This window comes from Sphingomonas sp. BK069 (genome assembly GCF_014193405.1).
Lineage (GTDB): Bacteria > Pseudomonadota > Alphaproteobacteria > Sphingomonadales > Sphingomonadaceae > Sphingomonas.
Genome location: NZ_JACHZH010000004.1, coordinates 382,907 through 409,891 on the forward strand (window position 1 = coordinate 382,907; position 26,985 = coordinate 409,891).

At 66.4% G+C, this 26,985-nt stretch carries 21 protein-coding genes and 1 pseudogene; 11 read left to right on the forward strand and 11 right to left on the reverse strand.

Annotated features, from left to right (window positions below; all coding sequences use genetic code 11):
* Positions 1 to 219: 219 nt before the first annotated feature.
* From FHY02_RS15305 to FHY02_RS15315, 3 genes are all read left to right on the forward strand, one after another.
* The gene (locus FHY02_RS15305; RefSeq protein WP_183923632.1) at positions 220 to 1,155 is read left to right on the forward strand and encodes a hypothetical protein; all 936 of its coding nucleotides are present in this window, start codon (positions 220 to 222) and stop codon (positions 1,153 to 1,155) included.
* Between the two features lie 492 nt (positions 1,156 to 1,647).
* The gene (locus FHY02_RS15310) at positions 1,648 to 3,807 is read left to right on the forward strand and encodes a bifunctional diguanylate cyclase/phosphodiesterase (RefSeq protein WP_260172911.1); all 2,160 of its coding nucleotides are present in this window, start codon (positions 1,648 to 1,650) and stop codon (positions 3,805 to 3,807) included.
* 223 nt (positions 3,808 to 4,030) lie between these two features.
* A complete protein-coding gene (locus tag FHY02_RS15315; protein ID WP_183923636.1) occupies positions 4,031 to 4,810 on the forward strand; it encodes an SDR family NAD(P)-dependent oxidoreductase in 780 nt (259 codons plus the stop codon).
* A gap of 180 nt (positions 4,811 to 4,990) precedes the next feature.
* On the opposite strand, the gene FHY02_RS15320 is transcribed toward FHY02_RS15315, so the two are convergent.
* On the reverse strand, positions 4,991 to 5,167 hold the full coding sequence (locus FHY02_RS15320) for a hypothetical protein (RefSeq protein WP_183923638.1): 177 nt from the start codon (positions 5,165 to 5,167) through the stop codon (positions 4,991 to 4,993).
* A 355-nt stretch (positions 5,168 to 5,522) separates the two neighbouring features.
* Here FHY02_RS15320 and FHY02_RS15325 point away from each other — a divergent pair, with 355 nt between their 5' ends.
* From FHY02_RS15325 to FHY02_RS15335, 3 genes are all read left to right on the forward strand, one after another.
* On the forward strand, positions 5,523 to 6,917 hold the full coding sequence (locus FHY02_RS15325; RefSeq protein ID WP_183923639.1) for a hypothetical protein: 1,395 nt from the start codon (positions 5,523 to 5,525) through the stop codon (positions 6,915 to 6,917).
* Positions 6,918 to 7,018: 101 nt separating this feature from the next.
* The gene (locus FHY02_RS15330; RefSeq protein WP_221198666.1) at positions 7,019 to 7,624 is read left to right on the forward strand and encodes a DUF2161 family putative PD-(D/E)XK-type phosphodiesterase; all 606 of its coding nucleotides are present in this window, start codon (positions 7,019 to 7,021) and stop codon (positions 7,622 to 7,624) included.
* Positions 7,621 to 7,797, forward strand: a complete 177-nt coding sequence (locus tag FHY02_RS15335; protein WP_183923643.1) for a hypothetical protein — start codon at positions 7,621 to 7,623, stop codon at positions 7,795 to 7,797. The genes FHY02_RS15330 and FHY02_RS15335 overlap by 4 nt, the downstream gene beginning before the upstream one ends.
* Positions 7,798 to 8,647: 850 nt before the next feature.
* Here the strand turns inward: FHY02_RS15335 and FHY02_RS15340 are convergent.
* The 3 genes from FHY02_RS15340 to FHY02_RS15350 all read right to left on the reverse strand — a co-directional run bounded on the left by FHY02_RS15340 (position 8,648) and on the right by FHY02_RS15350 (position 12,098).
* Positions 8,648 to 9,037: a response regulator gene (locus tag FHY02_RS15340; RefSeq protein WP_183923644.1), complete on the reverse strand. Its 390-nt coding sequence runs from the start codon at positions 9,035 to 9,037 to the stop codon at positions 8,648 to 8,650.
* A 425-nt stretch (positions 9,038 to 9,462) separates the two neighbouring features.
* Positions 9,463 to 9,720 (reverse strand): DUF6894 family protein, encoded by a 258-nt coding sequence (locus FHY02_RS15345; RefSeq protein WP_183923646.1) that lies wholly within the window; start codon positions 9,718 to 9,720, stop codon positions 9,463 to 9,465.
* Between the two features lie 887 nt (positions 9,721 to 10,607).
* Positions 10,608 to 12,098: a hypothetical protein gene (locus FHY02_RS15350; RefSeq protein ID WP_221198667.1), complete on the reverse strand. Its 1,491-nt coding sequence runs from the start codon at positions 12,096 to 12,098 to the stop codon at positions 10,608 to 10,610.
* Between the two features lie 287 nt (positions 12,099 to 12,385).
* On the opposite strand from FHY02_RS15350, the gene FHY02_RS15355 reads away from it, so the two are divergent.
* The gene (locus FHY02_RS15355) at positions 12,386 to 13,168 is read left to right on the forward strand and encodes a FadR/GntR family transcriptional regulator (RefSeq protein ID WP_221198668.1); all 783 of its coding nucleotides are present in this window, start codon (positions 12,386 to 12,388) and stop codon (positions 13,166 to 13,168) included.
* A 244-nt stretch (positions 13,169 to 13,412) separates the two neighbouring features.
* Here the strand turns inward: FHY02_RS15355 and FHY02_RS15360 are convergent, their stop codons facing one another.
* The gene (locus FHY02_RS15360) at positions 13,413 to 15,098 is read right to left on the reverse strand and encodes a DUF5597 domain-containing protein (protein WP_183923650.1); all 1,686 of its coding nucleotides are present in this window, start codon (positions 15,096 to 15,098) and stop codon (positions 13,413 to 13,415) included.
* A gap of 110 nt (positions 15,099 to 15,208) precedes the next feature.
* Entirely contained in the window at positions 15,209 to 18,217 is a 3,009-nt protein-coding gene (locus FHY02_RS15365; protein ID WP_409322596.1) for a TonB-dependent receptor, read from the reverse strand.
* Between the two features lie 211 nt (positions 18,218 to 18,428).
* Here FHY02_RS15365 and FHY02_RS23450 point away from each other — a divergent pair, with 211 nt between their 5' ends.
* Positions 18,429 to 18,683, forward strand: a complete 255-nt coding sequence (locus tag FHY02_RS23450) for a hypothetical protein (RefSeq protein ID WP_183923652.1) — start codon at positions 18,429 to 18,431, stop codon at positions 18,681 to 18,683.
* A 172-nt stretch (positions 18,684 to 18,855) separates the two neighbouring features.
* On the opposite strand, the gene FHY02_RS15375 is transcribed toward FHY02_RS23450, so the two are convergent.
* Positions 18,856 to 19,068 (reverse strand): multidrug efflux SMR transporter, encoded by a 213-nt coding sequence (locus tag FHY02_RS15375; protein WP_183923654.1) that lies wholly within the window; start codon positions 19,066 to 19,068, stop codon positions 18,856 to 18,858.
* A gap of 29 nt (positions 19,069 to 19,097) precedes the next feature.
* Here FHY02_RS15375 and FHY02_RS23455 point away from each other — a divergent pair.
* Positions 19,098 to 19,331 (forward strand): annotated as a pseudogene (locus tag FHY02_RS23455) (FCD domain-containing protein); the annotation flags it as partial.
* A 340-nt stretch (positions 19,332 to 19,671) separates the two neighbouring features.
* On the opposite strand, the gene FHY02_RS15385 reads toward FHY02_RS23455, so the two are convergent.
* Positions 19,672 to 20,751, reverse strand: a complete 1,080-nt coding sequence (locus FHY02_RS15385) for a sodium:calcium antiporter (protein WP_183923656.1) — start codon at positions 20,749 to 20,751, stop codon at positions 19,672 to 19,674.
* 500 nt (positions 20,752 to 21,251) lie between these two features.
* Between FHY02_RS15385 and FHY02_RS15390 the strand changes: the two genes are divergently transcribed.
* On the forward strand, positions 21,252 to 22,502 hold the full coding sequence (locus tag FHY02_RS15390; RefSeq protein ID WP_260172912.1) for a DUF2254 domain-containing protein: 1,251 nt from the start codon (positions 21,252 to 21,254) through the stop codon (positions 22,500 to 22,502).
* 118 nt (positions 22,503 to 22,620) lie between these two features.
* Entirely contained in the window at positions 22,621 to 22,773 is a 153-nt protein-coding gene (locus FHY02_RS15395; protein ID WP_260172913.1) for a hypothetical protein, read from the forward strand.
* 283 nt (positions 22,774 to 23,056) lie between these two features.
* On the opposite strand, the gene FHY02_RS15400 is transcribed toward FHY02_RS15395, so the two are convergent.
* The 3 genes from FHY02_RS15400 to FHY02_RS15410 all read right to left on the reverse strand — a co-directional run.
* Positions 23,057 to 25,462: a GH92 family glycosyl hydrolase gene (locus FHY02_RS15400; RefSeq protein WP_183923658.1), complete on the reverse strand. Its 2,406-nt coding sequence runs from the start codon at positions 25,460 to 25,462 to the stop codon at positions 23,057 to 23,059.
* 275 nt (positions 25,463 to 25,737) lie between these two features.
* Complete coding sequence (locus FHY02_RS15405; protein WP_183923660.1) at positions 25,738 to 26,349, reverse strand: class I SAM-dependent methyltransferase; 612 nt, start codon at positions 26,347 to 26,349, stop codon at positions 25,738 to 25,740.
* The coding region (locus FHY02_RS15410; RefSeq protein WP_311731853.1) for a PIG-L family deacetylase at positions 26,346 to 26,985 on the reverse strand (640 nt) is incomplete at its 5' end. The genes FHY02_RS15405 and FHY02_RS15410, both read right to left, overlap by 4 nt.

Below are 26,985 nucleotides of genomic sequence, written 5' to 3' on the forward strand. Positions count from 1 at the left end.
TTAGCTCGCCTGGACGACGGGAGGATGCGCTCCACGGCGGTCGATGCGCTACGAAGCAGTCCGATCTGCTCGCCTGAGGCGCGAGGCCCCTCGCGATCGCCGGTGCGACCTTCGGGTGATCGGGTCGACGGTCAGGATCTCGCTTCAGCGCGCCGCCCCTTTCCCTGAGCGTTGTCCAAGCGTAATGACCGCACCCAAAATTCTCGGGGGAGACAGGAATTGCGCGCTTTTCTGCTCGGTGCCGTGACCGCCTCATTGGTCGCCACGCTCGCGGTGCCGGCGAGTGGTCAGTTCGGCATGCTGAAGAAGCTGGTGCCGGGCGGCATCAACCTTCCGACACTGCGCAAGGAGCCGATATCGACCAGTCTTGCCGATGCGCGATGGGCAGACCCGACGAAGGACGGGTTCGCACCACCCGCACCCAAGCAGCCGTTGACCGCGCTCCAGCGCACGCCCGCCGGCGGCTTCATCCTCCAGCCGGGCTACTACAGCTTCCACGACCAGAGCTACTGCCTTCACGCCGGAACCTACGGGCCGGGCGGCGGAGACGGCTATCTCTACGCACCGCCGCTCGGTGCGGCCAAGGACGCGGTCATCACGATCGTGCGCAACTCGGTCCAGCACCCCGAGATCGAGCAGCACGACATCCAGACGCTTCTCTGGGCGATCGTCGCCCGCGCGAAGCTGGAGGATCTCTCGACGGAGCACAAGGCGATCGCGGCGCAACTGCTGCCGCCGCGCCAACTCGCCGCGCTCAATCGCTCTGTGATGGACATGGTGTCGCAGGGGCCGATCGCCGACAATCTGCCGCGCGAGATCCGGCAGGCGATGCAGGCAGAAGCGGACCTGCGTCGCATGCTGGTGACACCCGGCACCAGCTTCGGCGAACTCGAACGCGTCGCCGTGCTCGCCGGGGCAGCGCCCACTGGCAAGGGCAGCTCGGACGTACCGAGCGGCCGTTGGAGCCATCACCCGGATGGCTATTGGGTGCGCTACCTCCCGGTGAGCTACTCCAACACCGTCGTGGAACTCTGGGTGCCGAACGACGCTCCAGGCGCCGGGCACGAATTCGACCCGGCGACCCACATAGCGGTGCCCGGCAACACCGCTCGTCAGCGGCTGATCCAGTCCGGACGCGCGTACAAGACGTCGTAACACCGCTGCGTGCAAACCGGCACGCGAGCGGCCGTTTGAAAGGCAGAGTGATCAGGTTCCGTCCGCCGGCCGGCGGTCGTGATGGGGCGTAGGCGACGCCCATCGGAATGACCCGCAGCGCGACAGGCGGACACTGGTAGGCCGCGACATAGCCCAGAATTTTAGAATGCGAACGTCGACCCAACCGCGGTCGCCGCGGTGCCTCGCCGGTTCCGCAGCTTCGGTTGCCTGTCGATCTTACGGTGACCCGGCGCGTCGCGGAGCTGCCTCTTCGCCAAGTCCGCAGTATGCTGCTCCTTCAGCGCAGGACGCCCTTGGCCGCCTCACAACCGGGATCACGCTAGACCTATGTCTATCGATTTGCCTGCTTTTTCTCGCTGGACTGGCTTGCGCTAACCAAGCCTAAAGTGTTGCTACCTACAGGTTTCTTCAGCGCCAAGCGGTGATCGCTGACGGGCTGTATAGGGTAACGCAGGCTGGAAAGCTGGTTCGATGCGGCGGCCAACATCGAAACTCGACCTCGCCTCAAGGCCTTCCAAAGCCTCTAGGTCTCTGCTGGAGGCGTTTGCCGCCGCTCAGCGAGAGGCAGATCACTACCGCACCAGTGTCGAGATGGCTCGGCACATCAGCTGGAGCGCGGACGCGAGCGGCGCCATTCGGACCGCCAGCGCCCGGTGGACCGACGTCACCGGCATCGATCTCGCCGAGGCGCTGGACAGCGGCTGGCTTCACGCACTTCATCCGGACGATGTCGAGCCGACGCTGCACGCCTGGCGTTTGGCGCTCGAGACCAGCTCACCGGTCGACGTCGACTATCGTCTACGCACGCCCGGCGGCCATCGCTGGTTCCGCTCATGTGCCTCACCACGGGTGGATCGCTCGGGCGCGGTGCTCGGCTGGTTCGGCACGCTCGAAGACATCGACGATCGGAAACGGGCTGAGGCGGCCCTGCAAGCGAGCGAGGAACGCTTCCGCTTAGCCGCGGAGGCGGCGGGCGTCGGTATCTGGGACTATGATGTCCTGCTCGGCAAACGTCTATGGTCGGACGTATTCCGTGCCATGCTCGGTCTCGCTCCCGAGGTGCCGGCGGAGCCTGCCACTGCCCTCGCCCTGGTCGTTCCGGAAGACCGATCCATCCTGCAGCAGCTCGTCGACTCGATCAGCCACGGCGACGCTCACCCTCGCTTCGAGCTGACCGTCCGCATTCACCGCGCCGACGACGGTGCGCTGCGCTGGATGCAGACCAGTGGTTGGCGAGTGAAGTCGGCGAATGGTCGGATTGAGCGCGTCCTCGTCACCGTCCGCGACGTCACCGAGCAGCTCACCGCCGAGCAGCGCGTGCGTTGGGCGGCCGAGCACGATCCTCTGACCGGACTGGTCAACCGAGCCGCTTTCAACAGCCTCCTCGATGAGGCCATCGCCCGCGCCGATCGACCGGCTGGCGCGGTGCTCACGCTCGCGCTGTTCGACGTCGATCATCTGAAGGAGACCAACGACACGGTCGGGCACGACGCCGGCGACCTGCTACTCAGGACCGTCGCGGAGCGGCTCGTCGCGGCGCTGGGCGGAGACGCTGTGATCGCGCGCCTTGGCGGCGATGAGTTCGCCGCGATCTTCGAGGCCGCCTCGCAAGAGCTTGCGACGGAACGCCTGCGAGCCGCATTGCGCGCGCTGCGCGCGCCCGTCGCAACCGACTCGGTCACGCTCGCCTGCCAGGCGACGGCGGGCTTGGCCTTTTATCCGCAGGATGGGCGCGGCGCGCGTGATCTGCTGAAGACGGCCGATCTCGCGCTCTATTCCGGCAAGGCAAGCGCGCGGGGAGAACTCTCGCGCTTTCGTCCCGAGATGCGGGCGAGCATGCAGCGCCGAACGTCGATGCTTTCGGTCGCGCGGATGGTCGCCCGCGATGATCGCGTGATCCCGTTCTACCAACCCAAGGTGAGACTGAGCGACGGCACGCTGTCGGGGTTCGAGGCGCTTCTGCGCTGGCGGCATGACACTCTGGGCATCCAGGGACCCGACACGATCGCGGCCGCGTTCGACGATCTCACCGCGGCGATCTCGTTGGGTGAGCGGATGCTCGAGCGGGTCTGTGCCGATCTCGCGCGCTGGCGCGACATGGGCCTGCCGCCCACGCGCGTGGCGCTGAACCTGTCACCTGCCGAGTTCCGCCGCGACGATCTGTACGACCGCATCATGGGGCAGCTTGGCCGTTACGACCTGCCCGCCGAGTTCCTTGAGCTCGAGGTGACTGAGACCGTCTTCCTCGGCCGCGGAGCAGACAGTGTCGGCGACACGCTGGCCGCATTCCACGATGCCGGCGTCACCGTCGCGCTCGACGACTTCGGCACGGGCTATGCCTCGCTCAAGCACCTGCGGGAATTCCCGGTCGACGTCATCAAGATCGATCGCAGCTTTGTCGCCGATCTCCTGACGAACTCAGGTGACGCCGCCATCGTCAACGCCGTGCTGGGCTTGGCCAACCAACTCGGGATCGCGGTGGTGGCCGAAGGCGTGGAGAAGCCGGAGCAGGCGACCTATCTGCTCGCGCAGAACTGTGGCCATGCCCAAGGCTATCTGTTCGGCCGGCCGACGCCCGCCGGAGCGGCAGAAACGTTGCTCGCCGCGGCATCAGAACATGGCCGCACGTGATAGCGGGCGCATGCAGGGGGGTTCGGCGCAGGTGGCGCTCACGCCACCGACGATCAATCATTTCGAGCGGCCCGCCCCGGCACCAGCTTCTGCCGTTCGCTCCTCCAGATCTTCTCCCATGCTCCACTCGCCGGCTGAGTGGCTTATCCGCCCGCGGGAGATTTGACCTTCGCCCGATGGCCCTTCACGGCTTTATTCGACGATCTTCGAGGAGGATGCGTGAATGTCAGGTTCGGGCAGAACGGCGGTGGTCACCGGCGGCAATGACGGTCTCGGCCGAGAGATGGTGCTGGCGTTGGCGCGCCGGGGCTGTGACGTCGCGTTCAACTTTACCACGGGGGAGGATCACTCCGCGACGCTCGTCTTGGCGGTCGAGGCCATGGGAAGGCGCGCCATGGCACACCGATCGGATGTCGGGGTGAAGCGCGAGGTCGACGCCTTCTACGCCGCTCTCGCAGACTGGGGTGGAACGCCTGACGTCCTCGTCAACAATGCCGGGGTTCAGACATGGTCGCCGCTGCTGGAGCTCGAAGAGGAGGACTGGGATCGCGTGATCCGGACCAACCTCAAAGGCTGCTTCCTGCATACTCAAGCGGCTGCCCGCCGGATGGTCGCGGCCGGGACAGGCGGCGCCATCATCAACGTGGGATCCGGTTGCAATCTGCTCGCCTTCCCGCGTCTGGTCGACTACACCGCCTCCAAGGGCGGTATCGAGCAGCTCACCAAGGTGTCGGCGCTCGAGCTGGGGCCGCATGGCATACGCGTCAATTGCGTGGCGCCAGGCGCGATCGAGACCGATCGCACGCGCGCCGAAGTGGATGATTACGCGGGCCGCTGGTCGCCGATCACACCGATGAGACGCGTCGGCACGGTAGAGGATGTGGCCGCAGCGGTGGTCTGGCTCGCCGGACCGGAGTCCGCCTTCGTCACCGGGCAGACCTTGCTGGTCGACGGTGGCGTCTTCTCGCAGGCAGTCTGGCCAGAATACGGCAGCGCCGGATAGCTTATCCGCGATCTCCGTCCGCTGGGCGGGGCCGCAGGAGACCCTTCGCCGTCGACGATGGTGCTCGGCCCGGCGATGAGCTGAAAGACCTCTGTGAAGCGCCGGATCGCCGCGACGATCCGGCAGCTCGTCACCTCGGACTCGGGCGAGCGCTGGATGCGCCGTCCGGGTCAGGAGGCGCTATTCGTCGTCGGCGTCGGCGTCTTCCTGCTCCAGCAGTTGGTCGATCGCTTCGCCGAGTAGATCGAGCTGCTCGACCGAGGCGACCAGTTCGAGCGACTCTCCGTCGTCGCCCTCGATGTGCAGCAGATATCCATCGCCGTCGGGCTCAATCGTGAATTTTGCCAGTCTGGCCATGCGTTTGCTCCTATGTAGCGGCAGCCTAACGCTGACCCGGATCGCAAGATCCTGCGTCGGACATCCTTCTGTGTGACGCGATCGCACAGGGAGGTTGCCCACGTGCCGCTCGAGAGAGGGATCGCTAGGTGGCGCTATGCCGACGGCGATGCGTCGGTGGTTGCGCGACCACGTGGTCGAGTCCGCCGTTCCGAGCGGCCAGCGATCGATCCGCCTCGGCTTCAGCAGAATGTGATTGCGCCACATCAAGTAAGCCGCGTCGTCGCTCCACCGCGGTGATTTCGCGATGGTGCCGGCATGCCGGACTGGCTATCCGGCGCCGGTGCATGTTCCGTTAGGTTCGCTCGCCCCGGCGATGGCCCGCGTCCGCGTGGTGCCCGGCTCACCCTATTTCACGACCGACGACGGCGCATCCTGGACGCCGATCGGGCACAATGACGCGATCACCTGGCCCGACCTCGCGCCACTGTTCCGGCGGCGCGACCTCGCGGCGGTCGAGCGGCACCTGCTCGAGCTGCGCGCGCACGGCGTCACCTGCATCCGGCTGATGCTGGAATATTGTCATGGCGAGCACCGCTATCTCGAACGTCCCGCCGGACGGTTCGTCCCTGCCATGGTGCGGGCGTGGGACGACCTGTTCCGCCTGCTCGAGCGCGTCGGGCTGAGGGTGCTGCTCACGCCCTATGACACCTTCTTCATGTGGATCCGTTGGCAGCGGCATCCCTATGCTCGCGCGAACGGCGGCCCGTGTGCCGGCCGCGACACGTGGCTGACCTGTCCCGAGACGCGACGCGCGATCAAGCAGAGGCTGGCGTTCGCGAGCGACCGCTGGGGCGGCAGCCCCGCACTGTTCGCCTGGGACTTGTGGAACGAGATCCACCCGGCGCACGGCGGCGACGACCCGGCCGCGATCGCTCCCTTCATCGACGACCTGTCGACATGGCTGCGCACGCATGAGCGCAGCCGGCTCGGTTACGCCAATCTCCAGACCGTCTCGATCTTCGGCCCCGAGCTGATCCGCTTCCCCGCGCTGGTGGAGCCGATCTTCCGCCATCGGTCGCTCGATTTCGCCAACACCCACCTCTACGAGCATGGCACGATCGACAACCCGCACGACACCGTCGCTCCGGCGCTCGCAGCTGCCCGGCTGATGCGCGCCGCGGTGATCGACGCCGGACCCGCGCGCCCGGTGTTCGACTCCGAGCACGGCCCGATCCACCGCTTCAAGGATCGCAAGCAGACGCTGCCCAGCGCCTTCGACGACGAGTATTTCCGCCACATCCAATGGGCGCATCTCGCCAGCGGCGGCGCGGGCGGTGGCATGCGCTGGCCCAACCGCCACCCGCATGTTCTCACGCGGGGGATGCGGGTGGCACAGCGAGGGTTGGCGGACTTCCTGCCACTCATCGACTGGAGCGCCTTTCGTCGCCGCAATCTCTCCGCGGCGCTGCGCTGCGCCGATCGCGGGGTGGCGACGGTCGGCTGCGGCGATGAGCGGCAGGCGCTCGCATGGCTCGTACGGACCGACGCGATCGACGCGGAGGGCACGCTTGCCCCGCGGCACGACGCGAGCGCCACCGTGCTGCACGTCCCGGGGTTGGCCGACGGCGCCTATGACGTCGTCTGCTATGACACGCGCGCCGGAGCGATCGTCACCCGCACCCGAGCCGAGAGCGAGGGCGGCGAACTCGTCGCCGCGGTCGGTCCGGTCCGAAGCGATCTCGCCGTCGCGGTGCGCGGTGCGGCATGAGCGGGTCTGACGGGACGGCTCGCGCGCCACATGCCACCGACTGGCGCGAGACCGCGTTGTACGAACCAGTGAAGACGTTCCTTGAGGCTCAAGGCTTCGCGGTGAAGGGCGAGATCTGCGGCTGCGACGCCGTCGGGCTTCGCGTTGGCGAGCCGCCGCTCATCGTGGTCGCGGAGCTCAAGCTGTCGTTCACGCTCGAGCTGGTGCTCCAGGCCGTAGACCGGATGCGCGGCGCCGATATCGTCTATCTCGCTGTGGCCGCCTCGCGCCGCGGCCGCGACCAGGATCAGCGGGTCACACGCCTGTGCCGCCTGCTGGGTGTGGGATTGCTCGCTGTCGACCTGCGTCTGGACCTCGTCGCGGTGCTCTGCGAGCCCGTGCCATATCGCCCGCGCCCCAACCTACCGCTGCGTCGCCGGCTCGTGAAAGAACATACCATGCGTCAGGGCGATCCGACTGCCGGAGGCTCATCGCGCCAGCCGATCATGACCGCCTATCGTCAGCGCGCGCTCGCCTGCGCGGCGGCGATGCGCGACACCGGGGCGCGGCCGCGTGATCTGCGCCACCTGGCGGAGGACGCCGGCACCATTCTGTCGCGCAACGTCTACGGCTGGTTCGAGCGGGAGCGCCCCGGCCACTATCGTCTGTCGGATCAAGGAAGAGCGATGATCGCGGTCGCCGCAGGCGAAATCACCACGTCGGCATGACCGTCGCGGACATGTCGTGCCTGCGCTGCGTCCTGGCCGCAGAGGAGACGTCGATGACCGACCATCGCAGCGGCGACGATGCCGCCCCCGCACCGGAGCAGGAGACCGAGGAAATGGAGAAAGTGCAAGAGGATGCCGCGCGAGAGCGCGAGGAGAACGGCGGCTATCAGTAGCCGAGAGGGCTAGCCACTCGGCTTGAACGGGCCGCGGCAAGCTCGGTAGACCGGCGATCGGACGGCATCATCGATCGCGGCGTGACCGAAGCACACATGGAGAAAGGGTAAGGCGGCGCATGTGCGATCCACGGGGTCCGGTGAGACGCGCCGGGGCTGTCGCCGAGTCTACCTCATAGTGTTTGTAGCTTCTGCGGCGCGGGCCGGCGCCGCGCTGGCTTAGGCGCCGGATTGCACCGTCCCAGCAAGGGATCAGCTCATCAAGTCTGCTGTGGCGCCGCTCACGCTCACTCGCCATCTGCACGGAGTGCGCTTTTCAAACGACAATGACATCGAACAGACGGCGGCTGCCCTTGTCGCGCGCCACGGAGCCCGCGCGAGGCAGCAGGTAGTTGATCAGATCATAGCGGCCATTCGCGCGCACGATCTAGCTGCGGCTAAGCGGTGGGACGAGATCGGACAGGCCGTGGATCGCAGGCTCGCGGCTTAACTCAGATCCATCGAACCTAGCGCGGCGCCTAGCGGTTCACCCCCGCGCGCCCTGAACCACTCTCGAGAGACCAGAAGGCTCAGCAGGATCTGGCGTTACGCTGGTGAAAACGCAGCCACGGGAAGCACCTCGACGATCTGCTGCCATCGCGCTCGAACCGTACCGCGTGCTTGCTCGCGCTGGCGCTCCGCAACTTCCACCGCCCGAATCCCGAAGCACTCCGCGAAGACAGAGGCGAAGGCCTCCACCTGATCGGCTCGATCGGTCATTGCAGTACCCTCACCGCTGATGCGCGATCCTCCTAGCGCGCGAGTGCTGAATGAAGATCCTGCCTACGCAGATGAAAAACGACGTCACCCGTTAGCTAAACGTCGAAGAGAGTAGCGCCCGGGCCTGAGCAGCCAAGCCGATCGGATCAAACGGCTTGGCGATCGTGCCGATCGCGCCCGCGTCTGTATAACGCGCGATGTCGGACGATCGTACCGACGCGGTGAAAAAGGCGATCGGTGGTGCCTCGCTCATGGCAGCCTTGATGGCCTTGACGAGGGCCACCCCTTCCATGTCCGGCAGGTTGTTATCAGCCAGGATGAGATCCGGTTTGGGTGAGCGCTCTAGATGCTGCAGCGCATCGGCGCCCGTGCGCATGGCTGTCACCGTGAAGCCTGGATCAAGATGCAACGCCATGACCGCGATGGCGCTTATGTCAGGGTCATCCTCAACCAAGAGGATAAACGCAGCTTTCTCAGCCACAATTGTCTCTCCTCATCATTTCGCCGATAAAGGCTGGTGCGTACCCTCGACGTCAAAGCGTTTTGCATCCGCTTAGGCTGGTTTGCTGGCGCACCGACGAGCCCTGCTCGCGAAGGCTGACGACTTCACCACCTCGCCACGATAGCCTTCCGCGGCCAGGCGGCGTAATGGCTAATGCGATCGCTTGTCGCAGCCCGAGCGCAAGGCAGCATGGCACGGGAGCCAGCACCCAGCAGCACCTTGCCCTGGCTCAGCGCATCGAGAAGATCGTCGCCAACTCCGCGTGACTGGGTGTACCTGGCGCCGATGTCCGGGGATACGAAGCGGAGGATTACAGGGGCGTCGTCCCGGCCGGGTGGCCCGGCCCAGTTACAGCGGCGAGATTACCCAAATGCACGGACTGTCAGCGGTTTAGGTTGAATTGCTTACTTCAGCCCGCGGCTTGTACCGGTGGCCGGTGCCTCGAAGCCGTTGATCATCAGAGTCGCCACGCTGAGGCCGCGTCCGTCCGTCACGTCAATCTGCAAGTGGCCGTCTGCCCAGAAGGAGCCATCGACGATCGCCAGTGTTCGGCTCGCTTCCTCAACCGCCTGAGCCTTTGCGGCTGAAATATCCGGTAGGTCGACAACCTTGCTGCCGACCTCACCTTGGTCATCACGAATGGTGAAGCGGAAGCGTGGCATCGTGCCTCAATGCAGCACAGCTTTGATCGGTACCGCGGCCAGCTTGTATTGTGACGAATGACGGGCACAACCGGTGTTCACTCGAGCGCCAAGCGGCCGGCCACCCTCATCGCGTGCTTCTCGCCTCGCTGTGCCATGCGCTCCCAGCCTTCGGCCGAGTCGATATGGCGCTGACGAACGAAAGGCAGTGTAGCTGTCGAAGCTGCTTGGCGCTCGACCGCAGCACGCTCGCGGCAAAACTCAGACGATTCGAGCATCCAATCCCCTCTTCCTATCTGCCTTTACCATGCCGACGCCGCGCGCTGGTACGCCTCGCAGCACTAGCGAGACCAACAACGAGCAAGACCGCGACCAAGGCGGCAATCATCCAGAATGATGTCAGCACGAGAATGAAACGAAGAGATGTGACGTATCGGTCCGGGTAATCGTGCTGACCTGCGTCAGGCGGTCAGCCCACGCTGCTTCGGACGCGTCGGCTGCCTTCAGGGGCCCTAATGCACGTTGGCGAGGAAGTCGCGAACATGTGCCAGTCAAAGGACAGGCGTTAACCGAGGTGCACACGTGTTAGGCGGACCGGCAGACCGTCGCATAGAGATACTCGCCGAAGGCTTGCGGACGGCAGCGCGTCTCGCTCGCACGAAGGCGCTCCCTGACCTTGTGGCAGGTGAGCAGGCGGACCACGACCGAGCACTTATCGCCCTGACGCTCGGCACCTTCGCGGACGAGCTGGATGCGACGGCGTTTCGGTTCGAGGAGCTTGCGGACGGGACGTTGGCCGTAATCCGGTGAGCAGAACCCGCTGCGGTAACTAGAGGCGTTTCGGCGGGTGATTGCGGCGGAGGTCCACTCCGCGTCGGCGTCCTATTCGGGCACTCGCGGACGCGAAATCACCGCCGCCCGATCTTTTGGTCAGCCCACCGTAGGAAGGTCTCCATGTTCGGCGCGTCCGTATGCCCGCCCTCGTGCTGACGCCAGGCGAGTTCGCCATCAATCAGCGCGGTGGTCGGCGGCGGGATGACCGCCGCCCTATAGTCGTTGCCGCGACCGAGATCCCGCTTGCCAAGCAAGGTCCAGGCACGCCCGGCAGCGATCGTCGCCATGTAGCTGCCTTGCTGGTCGAGCCACTCTGCGTCGCCTTGCGCTGGGATGCCGTAGCTTACGAATGCCAACCGCGGGGCGACGAGCGCCAGCAGTTCATGTGCGTCGACCGGTATGTCCGCCGCCGTCTTCCGGCCTGGCCGTCCTTTCTCCGCCCCGTACTTGAGGAAGTTGCCAGCCATCCAGTGATAGCTGCCAGCACCGGTGAGATTCTCGACCTGTTCGCCGAAGGTTCGGCGATGTGGCTTCACCCCACCCTCGCCCGAGGAGCCGATCAGGACCGTCGCGAACCGCTCATCGAATGCTGCGGCGACTAGTGCCGCTTTGCCCCAACGTGACACGCCCTCGACGCCGACGTGCGCCGCATCGACCTCCCGCCGTTTAGTTAGATAATCCAGAAGTCGGCTGGCGCCCCAGCCCCAAGCCCGCAACGCGCCCCATTGCTCCGGCGTACGAGCGCGCCCCTGATTAGCGAGGCCGATGACGCCTTCGCGCAGGCCTGCGCCATCGTCAGCCTGGATACTAGCGGTATCGAGCAGCGCCACGCCCCAACCGTCGGCTATGAGCGTTGTCACCCGATCATCGCGGGGCGGAGTCGGAGGGAAACTGCCAGGCTCCACGAACGCCAGCCCAGGATGCTTGGCAAAGATCGCTGCGAGCGATGGATCTCGCTGAAGTAGCAGCGCCTTCATCGCTTCGTCCAGGCGAGCGGCGTCGCGCGCGTCGGGCTGCGAAGGCGCGGGGTAACGAGCCGGCGCGAACATGATGAGCAAGGGTACGGGTCCCTTTGCGTTGGCTGGCACGACGAGCGTGGCCCTGATATCGACCGCGATCTGCGGCGCTCCTCGATTGTCGAGATGCCCGATCAGCTGTTGCGCGAGTACTGGCCGGCCTCCGATGAACTCACGATCGGCGCTGTCGACGCGCCAGGTGACCGTTGGCGCAAGGGCGGGTATGCGACCGTAGATCTCACGCTCGAACAGTTCCACCAACTCAGGCCGGCGCTCCCGCTTCCACATGGCCGCGCTGGTCACCGGACGCCCGTCCGCCATCGTCATGAGATCGGGCCAGACCGAATAAGGGTTCGCCTTTGCAGGATCGTAGTTGGCCGCGTTCGGCGCCTCCGGGTCGCCGCTGGGCCCTGGTCGCAATTCCACGATGCCCAATTGTCGCATCATGCCCCGATGGTCCTGTTCGGCGGCGGTGGGTGCGTCACCTGCCGCCGACAGAAACATAGCCGCAAGCAGCAGCCCGCTCCTGCGCCAACCACTTAGCCGCATCCGCTACTCTCCTCGGGTGCTCGTTCCAGCCCAGTGGCACGGTACCGCCCACTTGTGGCGCGGCAAGCCCGCTTGGCGCTCTACAATGCTTTGCCGTCCGACGCCTCGGCATCTGCTCCGCGAGGTTATGTATCCTAGCCGACGGAAGCATAGCTGCACACCCTCGCCGAAAGCAGGTTTCGAGATTGTCGGACGACGTGGTAAGGCAGGCGAACGGCCGAGAATAGCGCGCGTGCAGCTGACTTTCGGAGCAGGCCGCGTCGTACTGGATGGGCGAAGGGACGTTGGTGACGGATCGGTCGAAGGTTGTTCCTGAGCGACTCTACATGCAAGTCGCACGCCGTCTGCAACAGTCGATCCGGTTGGGTCACTATCAGGTGAACAGCCGGCTGCCGTCCGAGCGCGAGCTCGCGGATCTCCTCGGCGTGAGCCGACCGACGGTCCGTGAAGCAATCATCGTTCTCGAGCTGCGCGGCGTGGTGGAGATGCGTCACAGCACCGGCGTCTACGTCATCGCAACGGGGCCCGAGGCGACGACACCCGACCTGACGGACAATGTTGGGCCCTTCGAGGTGACGGAGGCACGACGCCTATTCGAAGGTGAGACTGCGGCCTTGGCCGCCGGCACGATCAACGAGGCCGAGCTGATCGAACTGGAAGGCCTGTTGTCGCAGATGGCAGACAACGGATTAGATCCGACGATCCGCGAACGAGCAGATCGCGATTTCCATCTGACCTTAGCTCGATCGACCCACAACGAGGCCATCGTCAGTGTCGTACAATCGCTCTGGGACAAAAGGTACAGCTCGCCGTTGTGCGTCTATCTTTTCTCGCTCGCGAGGCAGATCGGAATCCAGCCGCCGGTGGAAGACCATCGGCGCATACTCGCCGCGCTACGGGCACACGATCCGGATGGGGCTCGTGAGGCGATGCAGGTCCACCTGACACGCGTCACGGAAAGTCTCTACCGCGCGACGGAGCACGATGCCCGGGAGCGTGCGAGACTGAAGATGGATGAACGTCGGCACCTTTTCGCGCGTCGCGCGGGAGTGGCTGAGCCGGCAGAGTGATCATGCCAGCATCAACGGGTCCGGTCGCGGAGCGCGCGCGCCTTGAACACTCGAGAGAGATGCCCGTGGCGAGCGGACCGGGGGAGCGCACACGCTTAGGTGTGGACGGTCATTGACGATCGATGCGGAAGGCTCTCGCGATCAAGCCCGTCCATCTAGGTACAACAAACGCTCGCGCGTCGACTTCAAGACCTCGCCGCACATACGCCGGCCTCTCGCCGTCGACGCCGACGTGGTAGCCGCCTCAGCGGTAGCGGTAGAGCCGAAGACGATAAACCTTCCCGTCGCCAGAATCCTTTGAAAATAATCGCAGAGATTGGCCTTGACCCGTCTCGTCGCCGTTCAGCCGACGACCGGTGACGGACTGGCCGCCCCGGAAGATCTGCTCGTCGATGCTTTCGATGCCGACGATTGGTAGGCCAGGGCGATCCGTGGTGAAACTGAGCTGCGCGTCGCCGCTGCCCACGACCAGGAACTCGTCTGGGGCGGTCTGCAGGAACATCGCCGCGACGCGGCTGGTCTGATCGACGTCGCCCTTCGCCCCGCCGGCACGCGTCATGTTGACGACGTAGTCGCCGATGCGGCCGCGTCCGGCGCGCTGCGCTCCGCCCTCCATCAGCACGGTCGTGAGCCCACCTTCCACCTGTTTCTGCAGGATCATGGGCGCGAGAGGGGCAAGCTGGCCGTAGAGCGCCGTCATCGCGGGATCGCCCTCGCCCGCCGCACTGAGCCCGATACTCGCGTCTCCCTGCAACACGACGCCCTCGCCATCGATCCCGAAGGGCGAGAAGCCGACCGCGCCCAGCGTACCGAAGCTGTAGAGCGCGTTCGCCGCCCCGACCGGGCCACCGCGGGCTTCCGGCACGAACAAGGGGTTATCGGGTCGCGTGTATTGCGACGCCCAGCTGGCGTAATCCTCGAAGTAGATGTCGGGCGCCAGGAAGTCGAGCGATGGCGCGCCCGCCTTATAGACATCGATGGCGAAGGGGAGTGGGCCGCCAGAATTGTACTGGCCCGGCTCGTAATTGGGCCGGATCAGCGCCGCGTTGGTGAACATCGGCAGCCGGTACTCCGCCTTCCCCGCCGCAGTGACCCCTTCGATGAAGGTCGCGTAAGCCCATGACATGAACAACGAGTCGGTCATCGACTGATCGCCGAAAACCTCGCGCCACGTTCCCGCAGTGCGGGCTCCAGCAGTCTCCCAGGCGGTCCGCAACGTCGGATGCAACGTGGACCGGTTCGCCGCAAGGTAGCGAAGGAGCGGCTCGGGCACGGCCGCGGCCAGCGCCGCACCGGCGGCCGCCGAATGGTCGCGCGACTCCGGAATGACGCCGACCTCATTCTCGACCTGGACCATCAGGACGGTGTGCTGCGCCCCGTCAACGGCACGAAGGTGCCGCATCAGTTTCCCGAACGCGCGCGCATCCGCGTCCCTCGTGGTCCTTGAGAATGGCGAGAGCCTCTCGGTTCCACGTCCATCGCTGGTCTGCGCGCGCGCGAACCGTGTCTGATCGCGCTTCACCCATGCGGGCACATAGCTCGAGTATGTGTTCTTCCACGCACCAAACCAGAGGAGAACCAGCCGAAGGTTCTGCGCGCGCGCGCCCCTCAGCAAGCCATCGACATTGCTGAAGTCAAAGCGACCCTCCTGCGGCTCGATCGTCTCCCACGCGACGGGTGCGAGCACCGTATTGAGATTCATCGACTTCAGCCTGGGCCAGATCGGCGCCATATACGCGAGGTCGCTACTGCTCGAATTGTGGAGCTCGCCACCCAGCACGAGGAACGGTTTGCCGTCGACGATCAGCTGCGTTGCCTTGCCGCGCCGCTCAAGGTGCGGTGCGTCCGTGGACTGCGCCTGTGCGACTGTGCCTACGAGCAAGGCGATGCCAGCCAGGATTATTCGGGTAACGGAGAACAGGCTGGACATCGCAGCTCCCTAGGTGGATCTCGCAAATCAACAAAGGGGCCGGCCCCCCGGGGGAGACCGGCCTAGCAACGGCAAATCTCGGAGAAGGGGTCGAGACGCGCCGGAACTGCTTAGAAACTAGCGCGCAGGCCGAAGAGGACCTGCCGCCCAGGATAGTAGACGTTGTACGCGGCATTGTCGTAGCCGAAGGTCGTGCGGATCGGGGCATTGGTGAGGTTGAGCATGTCGAGCGTGAGCCGCACCGCCTTGTTCATGAACGGCAGCTGATAGCCGGCCGACAGGTCGAGTTGGCCGCGCGCGTCCGCCAGCAGCCCGAGCGGGAGGTTGTTCTGCGGCGCGTTGGCCGCGATCACCCCGCCCTGCCAGACGTAATTGAGGCTCAGCGAGAGGCCATAGTTCTCGTAATAGCCCTGGAGATTGTACTGCCAGCGCGGGACGCCTGCGGCGACGAGCCCGCTATCGGACTTCTGCGTGATGTGCGTGCCGTTGGCCTGGAAGCCGAGCCCCTTGAAGACGAAGTCGAGCGGCTGGTTCCACGTGCCCTCGATTCCCTTGATCACGAGGTTGTTGAGGTTGACGGGCAGGTTGACTGTTATCGGCACTGCGGACACCGCCACGCCCGAGGCGGCCGCCCGGTCAAGCAGCGCCTGCCGCTGCGTGGCCTGAAGCGCGTCCACCGGGATGTTGAGCTCGGAGAAGGGCGTCGCCTGCTGGATGGTGGCGGTGAAGCCGTTGATGCTCTTTCGGAAGAGCGCCACGCCGATGTAGCCGGCGCCGCCGGTGTAGAACTCGCCACCGACGTCGATGTTGTCGGACGTGTAGGGCTGAAGCGCTGGATTGCCCGCGGTGGCGATCTGCGCACTAGGATCAGAGAAGGTGACGCCCGGCAGGATCGAGCCCGCGTCGGGCCGCGTCAGCGACTTGGACACGGCGAAGCGAAGCTTCAGATTGTCCAACACGTCGTAGCTGAGGTTCGCCGATGGCAGCACCTCCTCGTAGTTGGACTCAGCGACGATATCGACGATGGCGGTGCCGATCTGACTGGGGCCGACGACGCGCTGCTTGGTGTAGGTGTAGCGGAAGCCCGCGTTGGCGCGCAGCTCGCGGCCGAATAGCTCGGACGTGCCGTTGATCTCGGCGTAGCCTCCGTAGACCTTCTCGTCGATGTCTCCCGTCGACCCGCCCGTCACGGCACCCCGCGTCTCCGGCGCGGTGTCGCGGAACTGCGCGTAGTTCGTCACCTCCTTCAGGCGATCGAGGTCTGGGACGATGAAGCTCGTCACGCCGAACGAGCCGCGCGACAGATGGCCGAAGTTGCTCGCGGCAGTGCGCATCAGATACTGCGGAATGGCGCTGGTGGGGACGCTGCCGGTGTTGCCGGTGCACGGACTGCCGCACACCGATAGCTGGAACGGGTTGGTGTTGTCATAGGCACGGACGCTGCGCTTGGCTTGATCGTAGGCCGCGCCGAACTTCACGTTGAGCGTGTCGTCACCGACATAGACGTCCAGGTGTGCGCCGCGCGTTTCGGTCTCGCGACGCACATTCTGGACGTTGACGCGGTACCATTGCCAGCCGAGGTTCGGGTCACCCAGGTCGACATTGGCAGCGATGATCGGCTGCGGGTTACCGTTGGTGTTGTCGTAGGTGACCTCGACGCCCGAATTCGGCGCCGTCTGGAACGCGAAGGTCGGCTGCTCGCGAAAGAAGGTGCTCTTGCCGAAGTTGGCCGACAGGTCGACCTTGACCGTCTCGCTCGGCTTCCACGACGCGCTCGGCGTCACGTTCCAGAACTTGGTGTCCTGGTTGAAGATGCTGTTCTCGGAGAAGAAGGAGGAGTTGGCGAACACGCCCGAGGTGACGACGTTGTTCGGATCGACCTCGATGTCGAAGGGCACCATGCCGCCGGTCGACTGGGGTGACGTGCCCGGCCCCGAGTTGCGCACCTGCCAGTTCATATTCGAGCGCAGGTAATCACGCTTCGACCGTGCCCAGATCCCGTCGAGCGCGAAGTGCAGGGCGTCAGAGGGGCGCCACTCGACCGCGCCGACGACCGATATACGCTCGCGGGTGCCCTCGGTCAGCACCGGACGGCCGAGCCGCGGGATGATCGCCTTGGAGAGCTGCGACAGCGACAGCCCCGAAGTCGCCGCGAGGTCCACCGGCGTGCCGGCGACCAGCCCATGGCCGACGTTGGCGGGCGTGATCGAAGCGAAGCTGAAGCCGTTGCTCTCCGGCGGCGAGACGTTACACCCGGCGCCGCAGGCGAGGTTGGCGTCGGTGAAGCCGACCGTGTCATAGCCGTCGACGCGGGTCTTCTGGCGGACGCCGGCCACACCGAGCAGGACGCCGAACGTGTCGCCGAAGGTGTGGCTGGCAACCAGCGCGCCGCGCGGCCCGACCTTGTCGTTGCTGTCGGTATAGGCACCCTGCGCGACCACGGTGATGTGCGTGCCCGGCTTGTCGAACGGCCGCGCGTTGCGGAGGTTGACCGTGCCTGCGATGCCTCCCTCCAGCGTCGAGGCGGTCGGCGTCTTGGCGACGTCGAGCCGGGTGAACAGCTCGGACGGGAAGAAGTCGAGGTCTACCTCGCGGTTGCCGCCGCCCGATCCGTTGGTCCCGCCGTCCGATGCCACCGCGAACTGCGTGCCGTTGAGCAACACCTTGGAGAAGCTGGGGCCAAGGCCGCGGATCGAGACCTGCGTGCCCTCACCGCTGATATCGCGATTGAGGCGAACGCCCGGGATCCGATTGAGTGTCTCGGCGAGGTTGGTGGCTGGCAGCTTGCCGATGTCCTCGGCGAAGATCGAGTCACCGAACGCGACCGAGTTACGTTTGGCGTTGGTTGCACTCTGAAGCGAGGCGCGGATGCCGGTGACGACGATGTCCGCGCCGGGCTGCCCGGTCTCAGTGACCTGCTCGACGCTCTCCACAGCGGCTGGTGACACCTGCGCGTCCGGGTTGGCGGCGGTATCGACCTGCGTGGCTGGGGAAGGCTGTTGACCACCCGGCCCCGGAGGAACGGCGCTCTGCGCCTGCGCTTCCGCGGCGATTAGAGCCATTCCGGCGGCGGCTGCGAGCAGCGATAGGCGGTTGTTGTGACGACGACGTACGAACACGAAGCCTCTCCTCCAGATTTGATCACGCCTGCTTCGTGCCGGCAGGCTGCGTCGCGCCGTTAGCGCTATCATCGTGTTGGTATGTCGAGTGCATGCGATCGTCAAGCCGGTAAGATGGTTTTGGCCTGACAATCCCCTTTGCACCTTTTATCGCACGTCGTTCGAAACGTGGATCGCTCCGTCTGTTCATTAATCGCTGAGAGTTGCTCGGATGGGTCAGCGAGGGATCCTCGATGCCGGTGATCCGCTGCAACGCCTCGGCGACGTTGCGGCCGGGCAGCTTGCCGATGTCCTCGGCGACGATATGGTCGGCGTTGCGCTTGATCCCTGCGCGCTGCTGAGGCTGGCGCGGACGCCGGTGACGACGAAGTCGCCGCCGCCAACAGCGCTGTTGCCACCGCCGGGATCGGCGGTGCCCTGGTCGTCGCTCGGCACGGTGACGCCGCTGGCGGTGCCTTGTTGCTGAGCCGTAGACGTCGCGCCCTCCTGCGTCTGCGCAAGGGCGAGGGGCGCTCGCCAGCAACAGCGCCGCTGCCGAGACCGGCAACGCCAGCCGCGCGCACGTGCCGCGCGGTCACAACAAATCAAGCGTTAGGACAGGGCTGTTCTACTGTCCGCATGGACCCCAGATCGGCCAATCACGACCATCCGACGCCCTTCCAATTTACCACGATGCCGATGCCCGACCAAATGGCGTAGGCGATGCCCATAGGACTGACGCACAGCGCGACGGACAGACAGTAGAAGGCCCCGACATAGCGCAGGACCACGGCGACGGAGAAGAGCGGCCGCGTGATTTCGGCCGTGGCCTTCAGCGTCGAGGTGACGACGATCTCGAACCCGTCCGGCACGGACTTGAGCGGAGGCGCGCCGCCGAGCGCGACGAGGACGATGTGCTCGACTCCGAGTTCGCTTCCACGAGGCGGTGCTACGCGTTACCGAAAACCCCTTCTTTGTACAGTTTCGCGACCTTGTTGCGGCCGCACCGCGCGTCTCCATCAAGTTGACCGACAGGATCGCAGGACACACCGCGCGTGTCGACGAGCATGCCACTGTGTACCAAGCCATCCGGAAGGTGACGGCGTCGCAGCCGCCAATAACATGCGAGCCGTGACCGACCACGTCCTGCTGACAATCGATCAGGTAGACTCGTGATCTGGTAACTGGAGACACGCTATGGGGCGGTCGATCCGCTGTTCTTGCACCCCCGAACCCCCATCCTGTAGCAAGGAAGGCAACAAGCGCGGTGGCTAACCGCGCCCGGCGTTGGTTGTTGCGGCCATCTGGAGGTGCGATCGGAATAGCTCGTGTTCGAGGTGGCCGTGTCCGTTACCAAGCCCCTACTCCAGACAGCCACGGCCTCTCTGCCCGTCCGCGCTTCCAGACATCCTTTCATCTTCACCTCTCGCACTGCTTATCTGTTCACTCGCGGAGGTCGTCGCCGGGAGGTTCGCTCACCCGCCATGACCGCTCGATATGGCAAACAGGCCACCCACGCCGAGGGCATAGAGGGTGAGCACCGCGACGGAGTCCACGCCCATCCGCCAGATCTGCCGCTTGGGTCGGAATATCAGGCCAGCAGCGTAGACGCAGGTCAGAAGCACGCCGAGACCCGCCAGATATATGTCGCTCGCCTGCGCATCGGGCAGCACCGCCTTGCCGGAGATGACGACGGCGAGGAGGAAGAGAACCGGGAGAAAGGCGTTCCCGCCAAAGATGTCGCTGACGGCGAGCTGATAATCCTTCATCCGTACTGAGGTGATCCCTGTCGAGAGCTCTGGTAGCGACGTGGCCGCCGCAAGCACCGTCGCGCCGAACAGGACGCCACTGAGACCGATCTGCTGGGCGATAGCATCACCGCTCCGCTCCAGGAGCACACCGGCGGCCAAGGTCGCCAGTGCCGCCGCGCCGAACACCAGTGCGACACGCACCGTGCTTTCGCCGCGGCGCTCGGACGTATCATCCTTCTTGGCCTGCGAGTGACCCTTCGGTTCCTCCTGCCCATCAGGCGCCGTGCCGCTCGCATCGTGCCACGGCAGCCCCTTGCTGGCTCGGCTGGAGAGCCACACGCCGATTACCCATAAGACGGCGATCAACACGGTCCCAGGCGTCAGGCGGACGGCAATCAAGTTGCCGGGCAACTGCGTCGCCATGATCGACACGATCAAGACCGCCACTACTAGCACCGCTTCCACGACCAACGTGAGGCTGGCGGCGCGATAGGTCAGCGGCACCTTCTCCCTCATGGCGATGTCCATCGCCACCAGCACGACCGTCTGGATCGCGATGCCGCCGAGGATGTTGCCGACCGCCACCCCCAGATCGCCCGCGAGCGCGGCGCTGACGGTGATCGCGACCTCGGGCAGGTTGGTGGCCACCGCGAGCACGATGATGCCGCCAAGCGCCTTGCCGAGATGGAGACGCGAGGAGAGGATGTCCGTCGTGTCGGCGAGCTTGACGCCTGCGATCCAGATGACGCCCGCGCAGGCGGCGAAGATCGCGAGCAGGATCGGCAGAGAGAAACCGTTGAACATGCGCGTCCCTCAGATCGCCAGTGAGCCGGTGAACCTGAGCGGTTCATCTCGTCACGCGTTCCATGGCGTTTCACCGCTGAAAGAGGACTGATGGCAGAGATAGGGCTGACCGAGCTCGGCACGATGCTGATCGTGGCTTCGCTGGTGGCGAGGCTATCGCGGTGCATCAGCCTCCCCTACACCGCGGGCCTCGTCCTCGCCGGCATCCGCCTCGCCTATGTGCCGGTCGGCGCCGATCTCCCGCTATCGCGCGAGCTGATAGGCAACGTCCTTCTGCCGCCGTTGCTTTTGAAGCGGCGACGCAGCTGCGGTGGTCATGGTTCCGAACGGAGATGCCGCTCACGGCGGGGTGGCTTTCTCGATCTTCGCTCAGGGATTGACGATGCCGCTACCGCTTCGCCGCTGGGGCCTGACTGTAGCGGCCGACGCAGGACGTTGAGAAGGCTATTCCTGGAACCGGCGCAGCTCGCTACCGCTTGGACACCCGAAGGGGAACGGCATTGACGCGGTGGCAATGGCTCATCCGCCTGCTGACACGCAGGATATGGTTCAGAGCGGCGTTGGTCAGCGCCTTCGGCGGCGCACTTGCCCTCGCAGGTGCATTGGTTGGACACACCATCTCCTACCAATTCGCCGCGACGGTCGGCGCGAAATCGGTCGACGGCATCCTGACGATCCTGGCGTCGAGCATGCTGGCCGTGACCACCTTCTCGCTGACCGCGATGGTGTCGGCCTACTCGGGTGCGACCAGCACGATCACGCCCCGGGCGGTTCAGCTGCTGATCGACGACAGCACGGCACAGAACACGCTCGCCACCTTCCTCGGCAGCTTCCTGTTCGCCATCGTCGGCATCATCGCGCTGTCGACCGGCCTGTATGGCGAGACTGGACGCGTCATCCTTTTGGCCGGCACGATCGCCGTCATCCTCTTCATCGTCGTCACCCTGTTGCGCTGGATCGAACACATCGCGCGGTTCGGGCGCGTGTCCGACACGATCGATCGGGTCGAGCGGGCGGCCATGGCGGCGATCGACACGATCGCCGTCCCGCTGGCACTCGGCACCGAGCAGGCGCAGCCGGACGCCCGCGGCATGACGCCGGTCATGCCGAAGACGATGGCGCGGGTGACCCACGTCGACGTCGCGGTGCTCGGGAAGCTGGCACAGGCGATCGGTGCTGATATCGAGGTCGTCGCGCTGCCCGGCAAGCTGGTCGAACCCGACCGACCGATCGCCCTGATTGCGGGCGGTTGCGATGACGACGCGGTCGCCAAGGTTAGACAGGCCTTCACCCTGGCCCACCACCGCACGTTCGATCACGATCCCCGCTTCGGCTTGGTGGTGCTATCCGAGGTCGCCTCTCGCGCCCTCTCGCCGGCCGTCAACGATCCCGGAACGGCGATCGCCGTAATTGAGGCGAGCACCCGCGTGATGTTGCGCCTGATTGATCACCGGACGACAGACGCTACGCCACTGCCCGCCAGGGTCCGCGTCCCGCCGATCCAACTGGCCGAGCTGCTCGACGACTGGTGTCGCCCAATCGCGCGCGACGGCGCCGCGATCGTTGAAGTGGGCATCAGGCTTCAGAAAGCTCTGGCGGCGTTAGCCCGACATGCTGAGGCGGTGCAGTCGCTCGCGAAACAAGAAGCTCGCGATGCGGCAGAGCGCGCGACAGCGGCATTGACGTGTGAGCGGGACCGAGCTGTTATGGAGCAGACGTACCGCGGCCACTTTGCCGCCACGGATCAGTAGGCACTATCGAGCAGGCGAGCCTGACCCAGTATCGGTCGCTCAGGAGCCCCGGCCGGTGCCCGTTGCCCGTCCCCCACTTCAAGGCCTCCGGGCAATCTGGGGCGCGGTTCGGTTGGCCATGCCCGGACCGCGCGCGCTGAACGGCCCGACAGAGATGGTGCGATATGAAGACGCCGCGGGACGGATCGCGGCAGAGATGATCGCCCCGGCACCGCCGCGCGTCCCTCGGCTCGTTCCAGGCCAGCGTATCTCGGCCGAGCACGTCGCCTGATTGGTGGCGCAGCGTGATGCGGGTGCCTTTATCATGGCCCCGGTCGATCCGACCGAGGCTACGCTAAGGGTCGCCAGCTAAGGTGAAGCTTCTCGTCGATCGACCGGGTACCTAGCATCCGAGCTTCGCTGGCATCGCACGCGACGCCGGCAACGCTTGTGGCAGATTCTGGTCCTGATGAGGGGCAGGCGCGCGAATCGGCTGCAGCCGAGCGCTTGTGCAGACTGACTTCAGTAAGCCGTTCGTCACCTGCATCGTGCCGCGGTGGCGACGCGCAGCCTCATCACCGCCTCGCCACACGCCCCACCCTCGGCCCGAACGACGGCGGCCTGGTACGCGTCGCCCAGGAGCGGTCCGGCTGACGCGCCATGGTGAAGGAGAGCGTGGCGCCGCGGGTCACCGCATCGGCGGGCAGCCAGGCGCGGTCGCTGGCATGGCCGTCGACGCGCAGCCCGGTGACGTACGGCGCGTCGGGCGCAGCACCGGGCGCGTCGATCACCAGCCGAACGCCGCCGGGGCGCTCGACCGTCGCGCGCGGGAACAGCGGGCTGCCGATCACCAGCTCGGCGCGGCCGGGATAAAGCGGGTACAGGCCCAGCGCCGACCAGACGTACCAGGACGACATCTGCCCCAGGTCGTCGTTGCCGGAAATGCCGGCGGGCGTGTTCGTCCAAATCTGACGCATCGCCGCGCGCACCGTCTCCTGCGTCTTCCACGGCTCACCGGTGAACAGGTAGGTCCAGGGCGAGGCGATCGACGGCTCGTTGTCGAGCTCGGCGTGGAGCGGCCCCGCCTTCGTCACCGCCCAGCCGCCGTCGGGCGCGCGGAAGAAGGCGTCGAGCCGGCGCGACGCCGCGGCACGGCCGCCGAGCACGTCGATCAGCCCCGCCGGATCGAACGGCACCATCCAGAGATATTGCGCCCCGCTGCCCTCCACCATCTCCTCGTCGGACGACGGATCGAAGCGCGGCCAGCCGCCGTCGGCGCGCCGCGGCTGGAGATAGCCGCCCGCGGTCGTGGCCGCGGGATTGTACAGGTTTCGCCACCAGCCCGAGCGCGCGCGGAACAGCTTCTCGCCGGCGCGGTCCCCGGCGTGGCGGGCCAGCTCGGCGAGCCCGAAGTCGGCCGCGGCGAGCTCGAGCGTGTCGGACACCGTGCCCCAGCCCGGCGCGCCGACGGGCATGTAGTGCAGCTTCAGCCACTGATCGAGCCCGGGCCGCTGCCCGACGCACAGCACGGGGCAGCCCCTGCGGTCGAGGTCCTTGGCGCTGGGTACCGTCGCGGCGCGACGCAGCGAGGCATAGGCGCGCCTGAGATCGAAGGAGCGTCCCCCGAACGCGAAGATGGCGGCGAGCGACGGCGGCGACGGGTCGCCGTTCATCACGCCGGTGGCGCCGGTGAGGTGCGTCCAGCGGTCCCACGTCCCGCCGTTCTGCTCGGCCTGGTTGAGCAGCGACTGGGCAATGTCCGACCCGCGCTGCGGGTCGAGCAGCGTCACGAGCTGTAGCTGCGAGCGATACACGTCCCAGCCCGAGTAGTTCGCATATTGCGCCTGCTGCCGCGGCGCGAGCGCGTGTACCGCGGCGTCGAAGCCACGATAGCGGCCGTCGACGTCGCTGTAGAGGTTGGGCGTCATCAGCGCGTGGTACAGCGCGGTGTAGAAGACGGTGCGCTCATCGCGCGCGCCACCCTCGACGCGGATACGGCCTAGCGCCTGCTTCCACGCGGCGCGACCGGCGGCCTGTACCGAGTCAAGGCTGGTGCCCGCCGGGCTCTCGCGTTCGAGGTTGCGGCGAGCACCCGCCTCGTCGACGTACGACACACCGACGCGCATCGTCACCGCGCGCGCGGCGTCGGACCCGAAGCTGATCCAGCCGCCCGCCCCGCGCCCCGCTGGCGGGTGACCGCGGTCGCCGTAGCTGGTGCCCCCGCCCCCGCTCGCCGCGCCCGCGCTGACGCGGTCGTCCCGCCACGTCCCGCCGACGGTGAAGGGCTGGTCGAACTGCGCGACGAAGTGGAGCGTGTAGTAGCTCTCGCGTCGATCTTCCGCGAGATAGCCGCAGAAATTGCCCGAGGTGACGGTGCCGCTGACGGTCTGGGTCGCGGGATCGATTCGGATCGTGGAATCACTGCTGCCGACCTCGCTGTCGGAGGTGCGGAACAGCAGACTGGCGGGCTTGTCCGCCGGGAAGGCGAAGCGGCCGATCGCGGTGCGCTCGGTCGCGCCGAGATCGACCGCGACGCCGTTGTCGAGGGTGACATGGTAGGCCCCGGGCGAGGCGCGTTCGGCGGCGTGGTCGAGCAAGCTGGCGTAGCTCAACCCCGCCTCGACGGAGGCGGGCGAGCGCTCGACCGGGATCGTCACCGGCATGATCGGGACGTCGCCGCTCGCGCCGGCGCAGCCCGTGCCCGAGACATGGGTCAGGCTGAACCCGCGCACGCCATTGCCGCGCCACTCGTAGCCGCCGGGCGCCGCGATCGGCAGCCGCTTGCCCGGCAGCGGCGTGAGCTCGGGGCTGAATGCGACCATGCCGAACGGCCGTGTCGCGCCAGGGAAGACGTTGCCGCCGTTGGTTGTGCCGATGAAAGGATTGACGTCGGCGACGGGCGTCGATGGCGTGCCCTGCTGCGCGACGGCGAGGCCGGTGAGGCTCAGGCAGGTGGCAGCTGCCAGACCATAGCGGAACATCACCGTCTCCGAATGATATGGAAAGACGGTTATCTTAAGTATGGGACAGGCTTGGTCAACCGAGCTCGATTGCCCTGAGACGGTGTTGCTATTCGACGTAGCTCGCTCGCGAACGGACCCGCTGCCACGCCCTCGCGCTAGCCTCAACGCCGTCACCTAAGCTTGGCCGCTCAGCGCTTGCGCTCAAGTCCCGGAAGCGATCGCTCGCTGATCCCGCTGAGGCTTCGTTTCGCGCACCCAGCATGGCAACGCGACAGGACGCGAACGGGCGAGCCTTAGCCGCTTCGTGACGCCGCGCCGGACCAACGCCGGTCACCGGCGCTGCAGGCCAGCACGACCCAGCGTCCGGTTCGACGCACGACGCGCACCTGCCAGCGGCGACCCGTCGCGCGAAGAAAGGCACGCTGCAGATGCGGGGCATGCTGCGCGAAGTCGGGATAGTCGACGCGGTGGTGTGCCAGGACCAGCAAGCCGCCTGGCCGGAGCGCGGTGGCGACGTCCCGTGCGGTGCGCGCCATGTCGCGTGCGGACAGATAGTAGATGACTTCCGCCACGACGGCGATGTCGTAGCGCAGGCGTGGCAGTGCCGCGGGAACGATCAGCTTCAGCGCACGCGCTCGCCGCTGCCCGCTCAGCGCCCTCGCCACCAAGGTCGTGCCGCTCGCGGTGCCCTCGGTCGCGTCCAGACGCAGAGCGCGTGCCGCGATCGCCGCGCTGTTGGAGCCGTTTCCCGCCGCCAGCTCGAGTACGCGGCCCCAGGGGCCTGCCCCCATGGCGTGCAGGATGGCACGACGCTTCAGCGCCTCGTCCCGATTCGTGAACGTGGACCAGGGATCATCGTCATCGACGAACTTGCGATCGAACCCGGTCAGCGTGATCGGTCTCATCGCCGCACTTCCACGAACACTTCCTGCTGGCGCGTGAAGGCCGCGATCTGGCGGCGGGTCATCGCGAAGCCCGCAGGATCGTCCATGATGCGACCGGCCTGGGTGCGATAGCTGCGCACCGCTTGTCGTTTCGCGAGCCGCTCTTGCGTCGTCAGGAAGAGGCAGCGAGCGCCGGCTGGCTGCTGGCCCGCCGGCCACACGGGATAAGCAAGTCGGCGGAGATGGGGGCGGTGCAGCGCCGCCACGCACGCCGCGACCGTGCGATGGTCGGGATGATCGTCACTCGCCGCCGGCGCTGCGATCAACGCCGAGCCGACATGGCCCAGCGCACGCGAGAGGCCACGGCGGGCCGCGGCGGTGCGCGTGTGGAGGCGACCGTCGGGAAGATCGAGGAACGTCACGGCCCCCGCAGCCACGCCGATGCGGCGCATGGCACGACGGCTCTCCCGCTGCCGCTCCGCCACCAGCCGCCGACGCGGCCACCTGAGGCTATTCGGGTGCGATGCAGCCCCGTCGGTCACCACGACCACCCGCACCGACACACCGTGTCGGCGCAGTCGGGACATCAGCGCATGGGCGCCGATCGCCTCATCGTCGGGATGGGGAGCGATGACCAGCAAACGCCGGGGCCCGCCG